The sequence below is a fragment of the Pectobacterium peruviense genome, from assembly GCF_003312355.2.
GTDB lineage: Bacteria > Pseudomonadota > Gammaproteobacteria > Enterobacterales > Enterobacteriaceae > Pectobacterium > Pectobacterium peruviense.
In genome coordinates this window covers 2210787-2228341 of sequence record NZ_CP161826.1, presented here as the reverse complement: position 1 = coordinate 2228341, position 17555 = coordinate 2210787, and the positions used below count along the sequence as shown (strand labels likewise).

Below are 17555 nucleotides of genomic sequence, written 5' to 3'. Positions count from 1 at the left end.
CTGTCTTAACAATAAATAGTTAAAAATTAATAATTAAAAAGAAAGTGCAACGCGATAATAGGCAACAGCGTGATCCGGTTTTAGCCAGTCGGGATGTGCCAACGGCCAACCAACCGTGATTTGCTGTGAGAGATATTGATTAGCAACGCCCATTCCTACTGCCGCGCCCCACAACGTACCCGACGATTCGCTGTCTGCCTGTTGTGAGAAAAGATGCCCACCGTCCACCGCCGCCGTAAGCGTGACACTGCCCAACAGCGGCAACTGCGTCGCCCGCCAGTTGACTTCGTTGCGCCAGTAGCCACCACGATTACCGGAAATGTAGTGCTCTTTGAAACCACGCACGGAGGTTTCTCCGCCCAACGTTACCTGCTCGCTGCCATACAGACGCTGTGGTGAATACTGACCATAGAGGTTGGTGAGGTAATGGAGGTTGTCAGCAATCGGGTAGTAATAACTGGCCGCCAACGTCACCTTATTGAATTCGGCGCGCAGCGCATCGTCAGATTTACCCTCATCGCTTTCTGCGCCAAACCAACGCGTTCCGCGGCTGTAAGCCGGATTGAGTGTCGCCAGCCCGCCCCACAGTTTCTGGCTGTGATTAATGCCGATAATGGCGCTGCTGAGTTTGCGACTACTGGATTGCAGCAGAACATCATTCAGGTAGTTCTGCCCGATACGGTGTGACATGCCCGCCGAGAGGCTGGTTTTCATGTCGCCATTGCGAAACACCACACGTGACAGCGTGGCGCGGTGCGTCTGGCTGTCGCCCGTTGAATGCCAGAGAAAATCTCGGTTAGTGAAATCGTTGCGATAACGACTTTGAGAATAGTCGTAGCTGAGCGTCCAGTAGCCGTAGGGTAATGACACCCCCGCCTGTAAGCTTTCGGCATTGCGGCTATCGCGAAATTCACTGCTGTGCCCACCGTTGATAAACCACTGGTCGGCTAGCCCCAGCACATTATCCGCCCACAGGCCGCCGTTTAGCTGCTGTTCCCCAGTGCTTTTCTGCCCACTATTATCAAAACTGATGTTTGCCGTTAGCGGAATCTGCTTTTTACTGGTGAGGTTCACGATGGAATAGCCAGGCTGGCTACTGGGCTGAATTTCGATACTCACTTGCTGCGTCGGCATGCGGTTGAGCTGTTCCATGCCCTGCTCGATATCGCGGAGATTGAGAATTTCGCCCTCTAACCCCGGAAAGACCTGCTTTAATGCCCGTGTCGATTCATTATTAATATTAATGAATTCGAGGCGCCCTTCCAGAATATCAATCTGTAATATTCCGCTTGAGAGATCTTGCTCGGAAATAAAGGCACGACTGGTAATGTAACCCCGCTCGATATACCAATTACTGACATCATGGATCAGCTGATTTATATTATTAACATTTACACAACGATTAATATAATCTCTGCTTAACGTATTTTTATCTTTTTCACGTAGCAAAGAACTGTTGCGATAATGAATATCCTTAATGAAAAAGCAGTGTTCCGCATCGCTTCCTTCATTAGGTTTTATCGTCGTTTGTGGCTGATTTAACTGTAATAAATCATCGCGCTGCTGCCGAGATTGATCGATCACCTCGGCCTGCCGTTGCTGAATATCAATTCTGTCCGCCGGATTAAGCGGCGCGGAAAATACAGAAAATGACATAGAAGAAAATAACGCAGGCATGATAACAATCAGCCTAAAAAAACCACGCATGGTTTCATCCCTGATGATAATAATTTTTTCGGCATAGTAGAACCGTTAATTACCAAGCTCAATATGTCAGGTAATATATAATTTTATGACAATCGGTTTGCGTTAAGACGCGATAAAATATCTCCCTAAGTCATAATTTTAGGTCGGTTACACTTCCTAATACAATACTGCGTATTTCATGACCTTTTATTGACGATTTTCTGCCAGAGAGTCACCTCCCCCATAGCCTCGTTGATGCATCATATTGTATATTAGCGCCTCATCACCGCGAATCGATTGCGGCATCAATCCCTATTTCAGTCTCATCACGTTGCGCAGCACTTCTCTCTGGGGGAACAGTGAATTATCCAATTGGGCAGATCAATCACAGCTATCTGGGATCCAGCGTTTACACCATGCTGCGTGAAGCGTTAATTACCGGTCAACTCAAACCGGACGATCGCCTGAGAATACGGGAGCTTGCCGCACAGGTTGGCACCAGCGTAACGCCGGTACGAGATGCAATTCTGCAACTGGCGAAAGAGCAGGCTCTGGTGCTCAAGACACCGCGCGATATCCGCGTGCCCCAACTGACTGAAGCCCAGTTTATAGAGATCCGCACATTACGGCTGGCGCTGGAAGGCACGGGCGCCGAACTCGCCGCCGCACACATTACGCCGAAGATGCTGGAACAGATTGAAGAGAATATTCGCCAAAATCGTCTGGCGATTGATGAGAACAATCTACGCGAAGCGCTGCGGTTAAATAGTGAATTTCACCTGTTTCTGGCACAGGCAGCGCGTATGCCGCTATTGACGCAATTTATCGGCAGTTTATGGATGCGCACAGGCCCGCTGATTGCGCAGGCCTATGCGCATTTTTCCGTGCAGATGGCGATCGAACATCACGAAGACGTTCTCGCAGCCCTACAACAACACGATGCCAGCGCCGCCCGGCAGGCCATCCAATCTGACATTCTGGACGGCAGCGAAACAATGCTGGACTTTATTGCCATAGATCAATAGCGTGCGGCGTTAAGCTGCCATGAGTCGCGGTAATAAGCCGCGAATCAGCAATCGGATCTCTTTTGCCTGGCTGATAAACGCGGGCAGCAGCGCGGTAAAACCCGGTTCGTCCAGCGACGTTGCGGTGTGCTGAGTGCACAAACGCAGCGTCGAATTCTCATCCAGCGCCAGCCAGCAACCTTTCATCGCCGCCATTTCAAAGTTGAGCATCAGCATGAGCTGATACACCGCCGTGCTGACCTCCCCCTGAAATCGCATCACCTCACCGTGCAATAGCAGTACGCTGCTGCTGGCGGGGACTTCCAAAACCACCGCTTCCTGCCCGTCTGGTTCGCGCAGTGCACAGATGCCGTCCTGCAAGCCCAGTTGAGTCCGGCTGAGTGCACCATAATGGCGTAATAAGCGGGCAATATGCTGTTGTGTTGGTGTCATGTTGTTCTCCTTAATCACAATTAGCTTTTCAGTTGCAGCCCTTCTTGCTGTAACTGCTGCAAAGCATTGGCCGTGGCAGGATTGGCTTTTGCAATCTCGCCGCTCAGTTTGTAGCTTTGCGGTACGGTTTGATCCTGTCCGTAGCTGAAGCTGACGCTACCCAGCAGTTTATTCATGCTGACACCCGCACTGCTTGAGGCGTTGATGATGACTGCCGGGGTATTGAACCCTTCGCTCTTCTTCACCGTCTGCGAAACATCGATACTGGCGAGACGTAAATTATTGCCATCCTTAAACAGCGCAATGACATCATCCTTACCGTGCGTCTTGTTCTGGATGCCCTTTTCTATCTTCTCCCGCACATCGTCTTTCAGTTCCAGCCCAACCGTTACCGAGGCTCTGTCGCTATCCTGCAAGCGGCTTACGATATCCTTTAGCGCCGGGTTGTCCGCGATCAGTTGATTGATACGGTCGGCATTACTTGGCGGAAGCGAAGAAAATAAATGGTTGCCAATAACCTGAAACAGCCCGTTTTCCGTCAATTTGCTGAGATTGGTGTAGGACGTCGTGTGCTTAACGCTATCCAGCGTTGCCCCATCACGCTGCGCGACATCCTGTCGCACATTCAATTTTTGCAAACTCAGTAGCCCCTGATGCTGATCGTCAGTTTTGGCCGTTTTATCGGCGAAGTGCTCATTCAAAATGGCCAACTGATCGTCCGGTTCCGCGATTTTTTTCACACCATCGATCAACAGTTGACTGGCAGGATCGTTGAATGCGGAGTTCAGCGTCTTGGTCAGCGCGTCAATGTCCTTTTTCTCCAACGGATCGGCTTTCTTCATACCCAAACTAATCGATTGGTTAGTGCGCGAATCTGCCGCAACATTCACCCCAATGCTGGCGGAGGTGAAGAACGGGACGGTACCATCCGGCGTGTTTCTGGCGGCTCCAGCACTGATCGTGGCGTTGGCACCCATCGCCGCTTGATTCATGAAACGCAGGCGGTTGTCGGATTCGGTGTAGGTGGTGGATTTCTCTCCTTGCGCGACGCTGGACGAGCTGGTGCCCGACAGCACGTTGGCGCTCGCCGTCAGGCCGACAGATCCGCGTAATGTGGCGCTGGTGGGTGCCGCGCCTTTTTCTGTCAGGTTTATCCCACCACGCAGTTCCAGTGCCGCATTGCTATCCAGATTGAAGCTGACCGTTTTACCCGCCTTCACGCTGTGCTGCTCGCCTTTATCCAGCAGGGCAAGCGGATTGATCGTGCCGCTCGACAGACCGTCAATAAAACCGGGCAGTTCTTCTTCACTGAGGGTAAAGTTCAGGGCGTTTTGCTGCGCCATTTGCAGGCTGGCGGATACACCGAATGACGCGCGGACATCCGGTGCAAAGCTGTGTTTGCTGTTAATGTTTTGCGTCATCTGCGCCGAGGTTTTTCCGGTCAGGTACTCGCTGACGTCATATCCGCCGGAGTAGCTCACTTTCCCGGTAATCCCGCCCGAACGTTCGAAGGCAACATTAATGCCGTTTTCACCACGGGAAAAACTCAGGTTGTAATTTCTTTCGCCGCTGACACCGCCGCCCGGCACCGGAGGGAAAGGCAGAGGCGTGCCGCTGACGACAAACGACATAGATGCGCCGCCGCCATAAGTCCGGTTAAACGCGATGCTTTCGTTGCTGTCCAACGACAAAACGGTCGCCTTCATTTTATCGATCAGGTCTGTCTGGCTGGCCGCCTGCATCACGGTTTTCGAGGTCACGCTGACGGCATTCTCTTCTTTCCTAAACGCCTTCATAAAGGTTTTAACCGAATCGTAATCCGCCTCCAGCGATTTGTGATTGGTGAACCCCATGTCAGTCATTTTCTTCACCGGATTGTCGCCATAACCCCCCTGCCGTAGCGCATTAAGCTCCTTCATCATCGATGCCAACGCCGCCTCATTCGGCGAGGTGCCTGATAACGCCCCAGCGCGGTCGGCCAGTTTGTGCAAATCGCCCAACACCAGGGTATCCAGCACCAGCCGCGTTTTTGCCAACGACAGGGCATCGCTGGTGTCACGCTGTTGCCCAAACGCCTCGCTATTTGGCTTCTGAGCTATCGGCGTTTTACTGTCTACAAAGGCTTTTATCAGCGTACCGGCGGTACTCGTTTTCGATGACGGGTGGCTCTCCATCGCTGCCAGCAGCACCGGAGCCAGATCTTTTTCTCTGCCGTGCACACTGGCAGGCTTACCTTCTGGGTTCATCACACCGTTATCGCTTACCACGCCCTGCTGCCTGCCGATAAGCAAGGCTGCTTTGGCCGAGCTGTTTTCCAGTTCGGTCTGGAACTGTTTTAACAGGTTTACTAAGGGTTTCCCTTGCTCTCCCAGATCCAGCTTGTCGAGCTTACTCGCCAGATCCATCGCCGTTCCCTGCGGCTGGCTCGTCGTGGCATCCAATTTTTTCAGTAATTCGGTCTGCATGTCGTAAACGGGTTTCAGTCCTTCTCGGCCGCTAATTTGATGCTGAACATGGTCGGCAAAGGTTTTCAGCGGTCGTGGTACTTCCATGGAGAACGAGACAACATGGGCTCTGAGCAAATCTGACAGTTTGCTTTTAACCTGCTGTGACTCTTCACCCGTTTTACCCAGAATCTGAACATCGGCTTTAACTGACACGCCGGTCAGCGGTATCTTCGTCCCTTTTGTCGCCACATCCAGTCGGCCAAACACCGTTTCTGCGGCACGCGCTTCCGAGGGTAATGGCGCTTCTCCTTTCGGCACAGTCGTTTTCCACGCGCTCCCGAGTTGGGTGTGAAGTTCATGATCGTCATGCGCAACCTGCAAATGATGCTGCGCATCCGTACCCAGCGAATTCACTTTGCCCTCTGCTGGCGTCTTAACCGGCTGCCATTGTGCCTTGTCATGGTTCGCGGCATTCTGCCAGTCGTCTTTCGGTAGCTGAAAGAGCTGCCCTTCTTTATTCAGAGCGAACAACGTCTGCTGATGATCCAGCGTGATGTCCTGTATCTCACCGGACAACCCATTTTTAGGCAGTGCCAGCGGCGGCGCGGCGGGCTTATCCGTTCCCAGCTTGATCTGGTGAAAATGCAGATCGCCCTGTTTATCGACGGCAATAAATTTATTGCGGTTGACCACCGCCATCGCCGACACACCATCATCCTTGGCAACACCAGGGAGCGCCGTGCCCGCAGACGGCGTCATACGCACCTGCGACAGCGCAAAAACAGTGTTGTCACCGTGCGTAAACGACTCTGATTTCTGATTGATGGACAGTGGCGTGATTTCGCCGTCTTTCAGCGTGTAAGCCTGATTGTCCAGCCCGCGCTTTAATTGGCTGGCTTCAACACTGGACGCTTCCCAGTTTTTAGTATTGCCATTGTAAAAATGGACTTTGCCATCCTGTAGCCCTATTTGCCCCAGTCGTCCCAGATCTAAGGTGTCTTTCGCTGCTGGTGCCTCTGTGGTCAGACCCAGTTTATTATCCACCACCAGACTGTCGCTCAGGTTCCACCCCGGCGTTGGCGACACCCCATTCGGCCCCAGAGGCGCGACATGTTTTTGTCCCTGACGATCGGTGGCGAGTGCCTGCGTCTGCCCGTGTTCATCGTGGGCAAATCCGGTAATATGGTGGTCCGTCCCCAACGCTGCATTCAGTTCAGACGTGCTGACTGGCGTTAAGGTGGCGTGTTGCTCGCCCGCCTCAGGCAGCGGTGCGTGATAAAGTTTGCCATCATTATCGGCAACCAGTAGATGTTCAGCGGTTAATCCCACCGCTTTCGCATACACCGGTTCATCATTTCCCAGTTTGAGATCCACCGGCTGCGGCGCAGCATCCAGCGCACTCATCAGATGCAATTGTGTCAAATGATCCTGCTCGGTCAGCACGGCCGATTGCCCGTTCTGGTTGGCGGAGAACGCCGTAATCTTATCGCTGAAGGCTGATGACGCCGTCCCCGACGACAAGTTACTCAAGGTGTGATCATCTTTAACCGCGTACAGCTGACCATCTCCTTGCCGCGATAATTGGCTATGGGGGACGTCGCTGTTTTTCTGCCAAACGCCAAATTCGGTATTCAACGAAAACAGCTTGCCGTCATGCAGACGCAATTGCTCGCCCGCGCCTGAAGCCGAGTCGGGCTGCCGGTGGACGCCCGTCAATAGCTCGTGGTTCATCCGTCCAGATAGCGGTACGCTCGTGGATTCACCTGATTTTGTTTGCAGGGAGATATGTTGTGACGTGGATTCCAGCTGTACGTTATCCACACCCAATTTACCCGATGGCATCGCGCTGCGACCGCTGCTGTGGAGTGCAATGTGCTGATTTTCATCACTTTGAATAACGAATAGCCGCCCTGATTTGTCGGCTAACGCATGCTGTTGTTCGCCCACTCGCCCATCTTGATTTTCATGATGGGCAGCGAACGGTTGGCTGTTTTTCCCTATGGTCTGCTGCAACAGTGTAGTCAACGCTTCCGGTAAGCCCTTGCCGAACTGAAGCTTACCGTAGCTGTCCAGCGCGATATCGGCTTTAGCCGCAGGCGTCTGGTTGCCGCTGCCGTTTATTTTTATATCGGCATCTGCGGTGGAAGCAAAACGCGGCAAGCTCTGGATAGGCCCACCTGACGCCAGCGAATCACGCTGCGTGCGCGGTAAGTTCTGACTCATGCCTTCCGATGCAAATAGCTCGCGCAAAGTCGTCGAGCGCGAACCCTGACTCTTCACCTGACTGCTGCTTCCCTGCTCCAATTCAGGCGGTTTGTTTTTATCATGCAAACCTTGCTGAATCAGGGATTGCGCCCCCTTCTGGCTCGCACTGGTACTACTGCCCTGCGATAACGATGTTTTAGCTAGCGCAGCAGGTGCAATTTCCGAAATGGACAGACTGGGCTGAACATGCTGGATTTTCTGCATAACAAGTTCCAAGAGTGATGAAGTGAACGTGCCAGTTAAGTGGTCGTTTTCGCCTTCCGGTTCCCATCATCTTTCTCTTCCTCGCTCGGGGAACCACATCACACCGCGCCTCACTTAATACGCAACAGACGTAAGCCTGTTAATAACCCATCACGATTCACTTTCAAGGAGATGTTATGGCTGATATGACAATTACGCTCAGCATACAACCCGGTGCAGGTCTGTCATCGACAGGCCTGAATTCCCCACTTTCAGGCAGCAACGGCGGGGCGTCACCACGTTCTGGGCAGCAAGATAGCCAACTGATGGAAGCGCTGAGCACATTGTTGAGTGCCCTTCTACCCAATTCACAAGGCAATACGCCCTCATCAACAGACGGCAGTTCGCAGGGTCAGACTGGCGCAGGCAATGCGGGGAATTCAGCGTTAGGGCAAAACGGCAGCCCTGCCGATATGCTGATGAAACTGTTGGAAGCGCTGATCCCCGGTAAAAACGGCCAGGAAGCAGGGAACCCGCTCGCTTCCGGTTCGTCGGGCGCAGCAGGCGGCAACAGCGGTGCCTCACCGTTAACGGGCTCATCTGGTACTGGCGGCGCCGGAGGCACCGGTGCCGCACAAAATCCAGAAGATCTGAGCCGTTCTCTACTGCAAGATTCGGCAGGCAGCGCATTAGATAATGCCATCAGCCCAACAGAGGACGGCGGTGGCCAACTGAGTGGCAACGATCTGTTAAAAGCACTGCTGGAATTGATTGGTAATTTGATGGATTCACAGAAAGGTGAATTTGGTCAGCCACAAGGTAGCGGCCAATCACAAGGTGGCGGATCGCCGTCAACGGGCGCGCCGCAGGCGTCATCTGGTGGTGGAGGCGGTGGTTCACCTGCCGCACCGTCTGCACCATCTTCATCGGTCGGCGGTAGCGGCGGTGCAGCGCCCGCCCCACTAACGGCTGCGCCAACCAGCGTTGATGGCGGTTCGGCCACCTCACCCGCGGCGTCAACAGCAGGTGCTGGCCCGGTATCCTTCCCAACCGCCAGCGGTGATGCCACGGTGGTAAATGACACAATCAAAGTCGGTCCCGGTGAGGTTTTTGACGGCGGCGGCAAAACCTTTACCGCTGGCAGCAAATTAGGTGATGGCGGTCAGGCTGAAGGCCAAAAGCCGATATTTGAACTGGCTCAAGGCGCAACGCTGAAAAACGTGGTGTTTGGGGATAATGCAGCGGACGGCGTACACGTTCGCGGTGATGCCAAAATTGATAACGTGCACTGGACCAACGTCGGCGAAGATGCGCTGACGGTGAAATCAAACAACGGCAAGCCTGCCAACGTTGAAATCACCAACAGCAGTGCTCAAGGCGCTTCCGATAAAATTTTCCAATTGAACGCGGATGCCAACCTGACTATCGATAACTTCAAAGCGAAAGATTTCGGTACGTTCGTGCGCACTAACGGCGGACAACAGGGCGACTGGAATTTGAACCTGAGTAACATTGACGCAGAAAACGGCAAGTTCTCGTTCGTGAAAAGCGACAGTGAAGGGTTGAACGTCAAAGGTAACAATATCAACCTGACGAACGTCAATAATCACTACAAAGTGCCCGACTCTGCCAACTTACAGGTGAATTAAGATGCCAAACACGATGACATCGCCCACGCCGACTCGCTGGGCGGATCTCGCCAGGCAAGGCGGATACATTACGCCCGCTCAGCGTGAATCATTCACCCAGGCTATTCATCTGGTGAGAGCACAGTTGAACACGGTACTGAGTCAGTCAGGAACACGGCGACGGGGTGAGTTCGAGTTCGATAACTTTGTGGATTCTCTGGAACAGGACTTCCTGCATAAGGCTGATATCCATAAGGAAAATGGACTACATAGCGACGTGGCGCAGACCTCGTTCTGGCTCGCTCGTCTGATCGCCGATCGCTGTATTGCAGTGCGCCAAATGTAATACTTGTGCCATACAATACTGGGGAAAAAGCCAGCCTGGGAAACCTGTGCTGGCTTTATTAGGATTTGCGTCGACAGATAGCAGGCGTAAGTAAACCCTTACCCAATGCTTACCGTTCCCCCGCCAATCACCACGCCGCCACAGCTAACCGCATCACCAGTGCGAGCAGCAGGCTTTCCATCAATGAGCACGCTGGATGAACCACCGCTAATACTCCGGTCATGACCGTGAGGAACCAGAGGATCGCCTTGTCGAGCCAACGGCATACCATCAACCTTAACCGTTGATGAGCCCGCCGCGACGGGCGTCGGCGGATAGTTACCGTGTCCCGTATCGCTATCGCCTAATTTAACTGCGTTACCCATATTTAGTCCTTTATTAATCCGTTTATTAAAACACCGAGATAAGTCAGTTTATTTAATAGGCTGCTGGTCCGTTTTAGGCTGCTTAGCACGGTAGGCATCCATTATCGGCGCCCAGTCCATTCCCTGTGGAATTGGGTATTGCTTAAACAGCTCGCCGTATTCTTTGTCAAAGTCTTGGAGCGTCACGGTGTATTGGCTCACACCAATCGGAAATTTTTTATCATACCAATTGTCTGTCACCTCTTCGGCGATACCACGGGCAAGCAACAGATCTGGGCTAACGCCAAGCCCCCGCCCCATCAAAACCACTTCATAATAGCCGCCAGGTGCTAGGCCAAAATACAAACGGTCGCGGCGATCGTATCGCCCCTGAATTTGATAAACCGCTCTCATTCTCTGTTCTAAATCTGCAGGTAAATCAACCTTGATGCGGTAACGCTTGCGATCGTAGAGAGACACCATTTCTATCACCGCGCGGTCGGGAACCGCCATTCCTTCTACAGGTAAACCGCCACCACCGGCCCAATAGTAACGTTTCTCTGTAATCCGTTTTACACTGGCACTAGGTCCTACGCCGCCCCCTGGATAGCCGCCAATTAATGTCTCGCCACGATAAAACTCAACGTTAGTGGTCCACGTTTCATCGATATTACTGCCGGTACCATATCGCCATGAAAAAGCTGAGATCGTTGGAGTCGTCGCACAAGCAGCCAATGAAACGCAAAGCCCCAGCAACACAATACATTGTTTAAACATCATGCCTCCTGATTGCCTATTATGTGCCGACGCTCTTTACTCACGGTGACACAATTACTTCACTGGTTGCTGGTCCGTTTTAGGCTGGTTGGCGCGGTAGGCATCCATGATCGGCGCCCAGTCCATGCCCAATGGGATAGGATGTTGCTTAAACAGTGCGCCGTATTCTTTGTCAAAATCATCAATGCCGTATTGTTCAGCTACAGAGACTTTTTGATCATACCAATCATCCATCACCTCCTCGGCAATACCACGGGCAATCAAGAGGTCTGGTTTGACAAGCAACTTATCGCCTTTCAATAGCACTTCATAATAACCACCGGGTGCCAGTCCAAAATAGAGCCAGCTACGTTGGTCAATGCGTTCGCTAATCTGATAGCGCTGTTGCATTTGCTGGGCTAAATCAGCCGGTAAATCGACCTTGATCCTATAACGCTTCCGATCGTAGAGGGATACCATCTCTATCGAAGCCCTGTCAGGGACGGGAACACCATCGGTAGGTAACCCACCGCCCCCGGCCCAGTAATATTTTCTATCAATGATATCTTTGTACGGTGCGCCTGCGTTACATCCACCACCGGGATAACTGAATACGATTTTACCGTTATGATAGAAAGTGGCTTTCGTCGTACAAAAACTGTCAATATTGCTACCTGAACCATAACTCCAGCTAACCGGAGTTCTTAAATTCGGGCTTGAACAGGCGACCAGCGAGATGCTGAGGCCCACGACCATAATCAAATACCTGAACATCATGCCTCCTGATTGCCTATTATGTGCCGCCGCTCTTTACTCACGGTGACACAATCATTTCACAGGCTGCTGATCCGTTTTAGGCTGCTTAGCACGGTAGGCATCCATGATCGGCGCCCAGTCCATGCCCAATGGGATAGGATGTTGCTTAAACAGTGGGCCGTACTTTTTGTCGAAATCGTCAACGCCGTATTGTTCAGCCACAGATACTTTTTGATCATACCAATCGTCTGTCACCTCCTCAGCAATACCACGGGCAAGCAACAGATCTGGGCTAACGCCAAGCCCCCGCCCCATCAAAACCACTTCATAATAGCCGCCAGGTGCCAGGCCAAAATACAAACGGTCACGGCGATCGTAGCGTTCCTGAATTTGATAAACCGCTCTCATTTTCTGTTCTAAATTTGCCGGTAAATCAACCTTGATGCGATAACGTTTGCGATCGTAGAAGGAAACCATCTCTATCAAAGCCCTGTCAGGAACTGGGACGCCATCGGTAGGTAACCCTCCCCCCCCAGCCCAGTAATAACGCTGGCCTGTGATTCTGTCGCTCAGCAGCCCGCCCGCCCCGCCACCCGCTTCACGGTCGGCGTAAATGAGTTTTCCATCACGGTAAAACTCTGTTCGCGTATTGTTAGTGATATTAATGTTGCTACCCGTGCCATATCGCCATGAAAAATCGGACATCGTGGCCGACGTAGTACAGGCGACTAATGAAACACAAAGCCCCAGTAACACCATTAGTTGTCTATACATCATGCTTCCTCATTCCCTATTACGTGCCGACGCTCTTTACTCACGGTAGTTTCAAATTTGCTTGTATTGGCTGGACTGGCGATACCCTGATTGCTGGCGCTACGATGGACATAATCGCGGCGCAGTGACTGATAAACCTCCGCAGAGAGTTGCTGGCTCAGATTTTTCACTACACCCTGCTCGGTGGCCGCTAATGCCCACATCTCATCTAGTTTAGTCAGATTGACCGCTGGCAGTTTGGCTGAAAGTGGTTCAAGCTGAAGCTGTTTATCTTTTGATCGCCACGCCTTAAACGGCACGCTGGCGGCTCGTCCCGCTTCCACCATCATGTGTAGTGGAATGCGCGAATACTCCCCCTCCACCACGCGGCTCATCACCACCTCCACATACACGGCCTTTTTCGGCCACGTATCATCTTTGCCACGCCGTCGGATAAACGAATAGGGGATCAAACTGATCGCCCCTACAGGAGGAATAGCGGCACGCAGCACATGCGGGTGAAGACGTTCAACCCAGCCTAAAGCAATCTTCTCCTCAGCATAGGCGTGGGCCTGACGATAGGCCTGGCTTTCATCATCCGGCGTGGAGGTCGCTTCTTCACTCATAAAGCGCTCCAGTTCGAGGCACTCGGTCAGCGCCGGATCGCTGTTCGGATTAGGCAGGCTCCAGCGGCTGTAATACCCGCCGCCAAGATCAGAATGCGCGCCCGGAAGCGCCATTTCAGTGAAATGTGGTGGAATGCTAGTGCCAATGGCAGTGGGAGTGACGCGCGTTAAGGGGAAGTGTTTCCGCACCTCATCCAGCGCCGTCAAATGCACCAATCGCTCGACGCTATCCGCATGTAAACGGATGTTCAAACTCGGATGGTAGGATGAGGCGACCGTATCAAAAATCCCGACAAACGTGATCCGTACATCCTCCCTATTGGCCCAGTCAAACCCAGCCTTAAGACGAATTGTAGGTGTTTTAGCCACCGCCAGTACCAGCGGATGATCGGCTTTTTGGTCGATGACATTCACAAAATGGCGTGCCGCCGCCGCTCCACGGCTGAAGCCAAACACATCGAATACAATGCGGTGAATGCAATCGATGTTAGGTAATACGTTCTTCAAATCATCACCAATCGCTTCTGCGATTGATTGTTCACAGGCAAAGTTAACCTTGCCAACGATAGAGGTATTTTCACCGCCAAAATCGAGGTCCAGCCCTTTTGTCAGCATATTGTCCGATCGGTATTCCATCCCCTCCTTGCCAGCGACGGGATCGCGAGTGCCAATGCCGCTGATATAGCTATGGGCGACCAACGGGCCAGCAGTCAGATCGTATTGGTTAAATAGTTTACCCACATTAGTAATATCGTTCGCCGCACTGTCACTCACCGGAAGCCGTCCCATCTGGCAGCCACGCAGTTCTTTCTCTCGCTGCACCGGATCGGAGCAGGTTTCAGCCAGCCATTGCTCCACTTTTTTAAGACCAGACTCGGCATTATACGTGTTATTCCCCGTACCATCGAAGAACACGCCGATGCGCAGCACGTTGATCTGATAACCTTTTACTTCTATAACGTAAGAATGCTTGGTAAAGAAACGGACACTACCGGCTTTGCCTTCCTGATGCGCCTCTGGCAAGGGTTGCTCAGGCGCGGTCAAGCACAGGTCTCCGGTGGTCGCCTTAATATGTTCACGTGGCGTTTCATCATACCCAGCTTTCTCTGCCACATAGGCAGGGACGGCACTTTGCCCGTCCTTCAATATTTCACGCGATTGCGCTGCTTTGAGCCAAGGCAGCGTCTCCAGTTTGACGGCTATCGGGCCTACGGCAAAACCACGTACGACTACAGGCCCTTCTTTGAGGGTGACCGTTTCGGATTTTCCGGTATCGTCGGTCAGTGTCGCTTTCAGCCCCTTGAACGGACGATTGTGTTCATCACGAACCTCAATCTCTATCCAGGTATCGTAACGTTCGCAGGGAATACAGTGGGGATCGGCTGCCATTAGTTATCTCCTATCAACGCGTTATGCTGCACCATCCAGTGGTTGACCTGCGCGAATTCAGCTTCAGTCAGCATCAGCGGCGCTCGAATACTCTCCAGAGGAAGCCCGACCTGCAAGGTCAAAGAGCCAGCCACCACACCATCGAGCACATCGTCCTGAACCCTCTCCGCATTGGCTTGCCTGAGAACGGACAAAATAGTCCCTGCCGGATCGGGATGACGTTCCATCATGCTCGTCATGACCTGCCACAGACGCCGACGAAGAATATAGCCGTGACGTTTTTCATCATACAACGCCGCCATATGGTGTGAGCGGATGTGAAACCAGGGCCTTTTTAACCGGGGATGGAAGGGAATATCAGGGTTACGCGTAAACCCATTGTCGTTGATCCAGAGTCCATTGCAGGGGCCAAGCACGGCATCCCGCTCTTCTGGGCTCATGGCGCAGAACATCGGAAAAAAGATACGAGGTTCAGAGAAACGAAACCAGACAGCCTCTCCTTCACGGATAGCCAATATCAGGCTTTGCCAATGGTTGCGAACGACTTCAAGAGACTGTTCACTGACCAGATAGAATCCACTCAGTGCTGGAGAATTCGCCACGAATACAGGTGAAGGATTAGACAGCAGCCAGGGTCCAAGTGCGGCTTGTTCTTCAAACTCGGTCCCCGCAAAGAGGGGGAAAGCTTCACCTTGGCTGAGTTCATAGAAACGGGCTACTGCCGAGCGATCTACCGCGCCGTCGACAATAGCAAAGAGAGTGCCGCTATGCTGGGCTTGCCACGTATTCAGACTCATGCGTTGCCTCCCTTAGCGAGGGGGCAAGGTTTGACAAGCGGTGACATCGATTCCATGCTTTTATGAATGGCAGGGGCAGGCAATGTCGCGGGTGGTGCAGGAGGGACGGCAACCCCCCCCGGCAGAATGGGGCTCTGTCCTGCCCAACCAGAACCGCTCCCAACACTGCCCCCAGAGTTAATTTTGATAGCCGGGCCCACCACGCTAACGCCGCTGGGATCGATCTTGACGAAGCTTCCCCCGACTTTCAGCGTCAGTTCCGCCCCTGCTTCAATAACCACCTTAGCGCCCGCTTTCACATGCACTTCTTGACCCACCTCGACTAGCAAAGCCTGCCCCAGTTTCTGGTGCATTGAGGCATCGACGTTCAGTGAGTAATCCCCTTTAACATGATCACGTTTCTCGCTCTCAACCGTCAGGTGATCGTTGGCTTTAACGCGAGTTACACGGTCATTATCAATATCCGTATGTGCATCGCGTTTGATATGCCAGACAACATCATTCTCAATCAGCGCATTGAGATCTTTCTGACCGTGAATATAAATCTCTTCCTGCCCTGCCTGATCTTCAAAGCGCAGCTCATTAAATCCTTCGCCCTGATGGGTTTCCGTACGCAGCACGGTGCGCGTCTTGTGCGCAGGCAAGTCGTAAGGAGGACGGTTGGTCGCGTGGAACGTACGCCCGGTGATAATCGGCTGGTCCGGGTCACCCTCGAGGAAGCTAACAATCACTTCATGACTGATGCGTGGGATAGCGATCATGCCGTACTGACCGCCCGCCCAGCCCTGACTGACACGCACCCAGCAGGAGCTCTGGTCGTTGCTCGCACCGTAGCGATCCCACGGGAATTGCAGCTTCACCCGACCGTACTGGTCGCAGTAAATCTCTTCTCCCGCCGGGCCGACGACGGTGGCGATTTGCGGGCCATCGACCATCGGTTTGTATGGTAACTCCGCACGCCAAGTCGTGTTGGCGCTAATGACGTCGAAGCTGTTACTGTAGGTGGTCGGTTCGCCGCCACTTTCCTCCTCCAGCGCCTGCGGTTGCTGCCCGACGTGCGTGATAGCCACCAGTTGCCAGCCGCTGTTCAGCGCCGGATTGGGGTGCTCGGTCAACATGAAACTGCTGCCTGGCATTAACATCGCCGCATTCGATTCACCCGCGCCGGTCACCGCCCCGGAACGTAGCGCATCCAGCCGGTAACCGCTGAACGCCTTGCCGCTCGGTTCTTGTTTATAGCGCCCCGGATAATCGTAGTGCTGATAGCTTTCGCGCTGGTGCGCCAGCTCGTTGCTCATCTTCTTGTGTGACAGCCCGTAAGCCGGGGTTTTGAAGCTGTAGTCCTTCAATTCCACTTCTGCCGTACTCACCCGCTCTGCGTAGTGGAACCGCCGGACATAGTCGCCTTCGCTCAGCCCCTGAACCGCCAGATTGAAGAACAGCTCGGGGCCTTTGGTCAGCGCCCCGGCATCATCAGCAAACACCACACGGTGTTTGCCTTCCTCAAACTCATGGAAGAAGTACAGGCCTTCCTCTGCGGTCAACCGGGTAAGAAACGCCAAATCGCTTTCCCGGTACTGCACGCAGTATTCCCGCACCGTATGGTCATGACGCAACGAAAAGGCATAATCGGTGATCCCCGCTTCTTCCAGCAATATGCTGATAATCGCTTCCGGTTTCTGTGCCTGAAAGATACGGGCGTTGGTGCGAAGCCCCAGTCGCCACAGGGCAGGCCGGACTTCTGCCTGATAGCGCGTGCGGCGAAATCCGGTGTCACCCTGCGTGAATCCACTAATAATCCCGCTGATCCGGCGTTTTAACTCGCCCTCATACCAAATCATCAGTTCGCACGGCTGGTCCAGTACCGCACCAAAATCGACATCCGGCAACGCGCTCGCCAGACTCAGCGACAGGCTGAAAGGCCGGTTCAGCCCCTCATCCAGCCTGAAATCCACCACCGCAAACGTGCCTACCGCCAGCGCGCCGACCTTTACGGTGAATTGCAATCCGGTACTGTTTGCCATCGGTCTTCTCCTTATTATTCTTGTGCTGTTACCACGGCGACCGCACGCCTCGGGTTCCCTCGGCGCGGCACGTCACTATCCTGATTAACAGCAAAACC

Annotated in this window: 13 protein-coding genes; 3 read left to right on the top strand and 10 right to left on the bottom strand. The window is 53.0% G+C overall.

Annotation, left to right across the window (positions count from 1 at the left end):
* Nucleotides 1-33: 33 nt before the first annotated feature.
* Complete coding sequence (locus tag DUT67_RS10105) at nt 34-1707, bottom strand: ShlB/FhaC/HecB family hemolysin secretion/activation protein (RefSeq protein ID WP_113632356.1); 1674 nt, start codon at nt 1705-1707, stop codon at nt 34-36.
* Nucleotides 1708-2045: 338 nt separating this feature from the next.
* Here DUT67_RS10105 and DUT67_RS10100 point away from each other — a divergent pair, with 338 nt between their 5' ends.
* Complete coding sequence (locus DUT67_RS10100) at nt 2046-2711, top strand: GntR family transcriptional regulator (RefSeq protein WP_048259990.1); 666 nt, start codon at nt 2046-2048, stop codon at nt 2709-2711.
* A gap of 9 nt (nt 2712-2720) precedes the next feature.
* Here the strand turns inward: DUT67_RS10100 and DUT67_RS10095 are convergent, their stop codons facing one another.
* Entirely contained in the window at nt 2721-3143 is a 423-nt protein-coding gene (locus tag DUT67_RS10095; RefSeq protein WP_101781723.1) for a type III secretion system chaperone, read from the bottom strand.
* Nucleotides 3144-3163: 20 nt separating this feature from the next.
* Nucleotides 3164-8059, bottom strand: a complete 4896-nt coding sequence (locus DUT67_RS10090) for an AvrE-family type 3 secretion system effector (RefSeq protein WP_113632357.1) — start codon at nt 8057-8059, stop codon at nt 3164-3166.
* A gap of 176 nt (nt 8060-8235) precedes the next feature.
* Here DUT67_RS10090 and DUT67_RS10085 point away from each other — a divergent pair, with 176 nt between their 5' ends.
* Together DUT67_RS10085 and DUT67_RS10080 are read left to right on the top strand one after the other, a co-directional pair.
* The gene (locus DUT67_RS10085) at nt 8236-9687 is read left to right on the top strand and encodes a pectate lyase (protein ID WP_113632358.1); all 1452 of its coding nucleotides are present in this window, start codon (nt 8236-8238) and stop codon (nt 9685-9687) included.
* 1 nt (nt 9688) lies between these two features.
* Nucleotides 9689-10012, top strand: coding sequence for a DNA-binding protein (locus DUT67_RS10080; protein WP_101781718.1), 324 nt, complete (start codon nt 9689-9691; stop codon nt 10010-10012).
* A 98-nt stretch (nt 10013-10110) separates the two neighbouring features.
* On the opposite strand, the gene DUT67_RS10075 is transcribed toward DUT67_RS10080, so the two are convergent.
* Genes DUT67_RS10075 through DUT67_RS10045 form a run of 7 tightly spaced genes read right to left on the bottom strand, consistent with a single transcriptional unit; the run spans nt 10111 to nt 17457 of the window.
* Nucleotides 10111-10377: a type VI secretion system PAAR protein gene (locus tag DUT67_RS10075; protein WP_048259985.1), complete on the bottom strand. Its 267-nt coding sequence runs from the start codon at nt 10375-10377 to the stop codon at nt 10111-10113.
* A gap of 48 nt (nt 10378-10425) precedes the next feature.
* Nucleotides 10426-11136: a DUF2931 family protein gene (locus DUT67_RS10070; RefSeq protein WP_368350121.1), complete on the bottom strand. Its 711-nt coding sequence runs from the start codon at nt 11134-11136 to the stop codon at nt 10426-10428.
* Nucleotides 11137-11187: 51 nt separating this feature from the next.
* Nucleotides 11188-11889 carry a DUF2931 family protein gene (locus tag DUT67_RS10065; RefSeq protein ID WP_368350120.1) on the bottom strand — a complete coding sequence of 234 codons (702 nt, stop codon included), beginning with the start codon at nt 11887-11889 and terminating at the stop codon, nt 11188-11190.
* Nucleotides 11890-11940: 51 nt separating this feature from the next.
* A complete protein-coding gene (locus tag DUT67_RS10060) occupies nt 11941-12645 on the bottom strand; it encodes a DUF2931 family protein (RefSeq protein ID WP_368350119.1) in 705 nt (234 codons plus the stop codon).
* Nucleotides 12642-14636 carry a DUF2235 domain-containing protein gene (locus DUT67_RS10055; protein WP_113632359.1) on the bottom strand — a complete coding sequence of 665 codons (1995 nt, stop codon included), beginning with the start codon at nt 14634-14636 and terminating at the stop codon, nt 12642-12644. Before DUT67_RS10055 ends, DUT67_RS10060 begins: the two co-directional genes overlap by 4 nt.
* Complete coding sequence (locus DUT67_RS10050) at nt 14636-15433, bottom strand: DUF4123 domain-containing protein (protein ID WP_113632360.1); 798 nt, start codon at nt 15431-15433, stop codon at nt 14636-14638. Before DUT67_RS10050 ends, DUT67_RS10055 begins: the two co-directional genes overlap by 1 nt.
* Nucleotides 15430-17457, bottom strand: a complete 2028-nt coding sequence (locus DUT67_RS10045; protein WP_113632361.1) for a type VI secretion system tip protein VgrG — start codon at nt 17455-17457, stop codon at nt 15430-15432. The genes DUT67_RS10050 and DUT67_RS10045 overlap by 4 nt, the downstream gene beginning before the upstream one ends.
* Between the last annotated feature and the right edge of the window lie 98 nt (nt 17458-17555).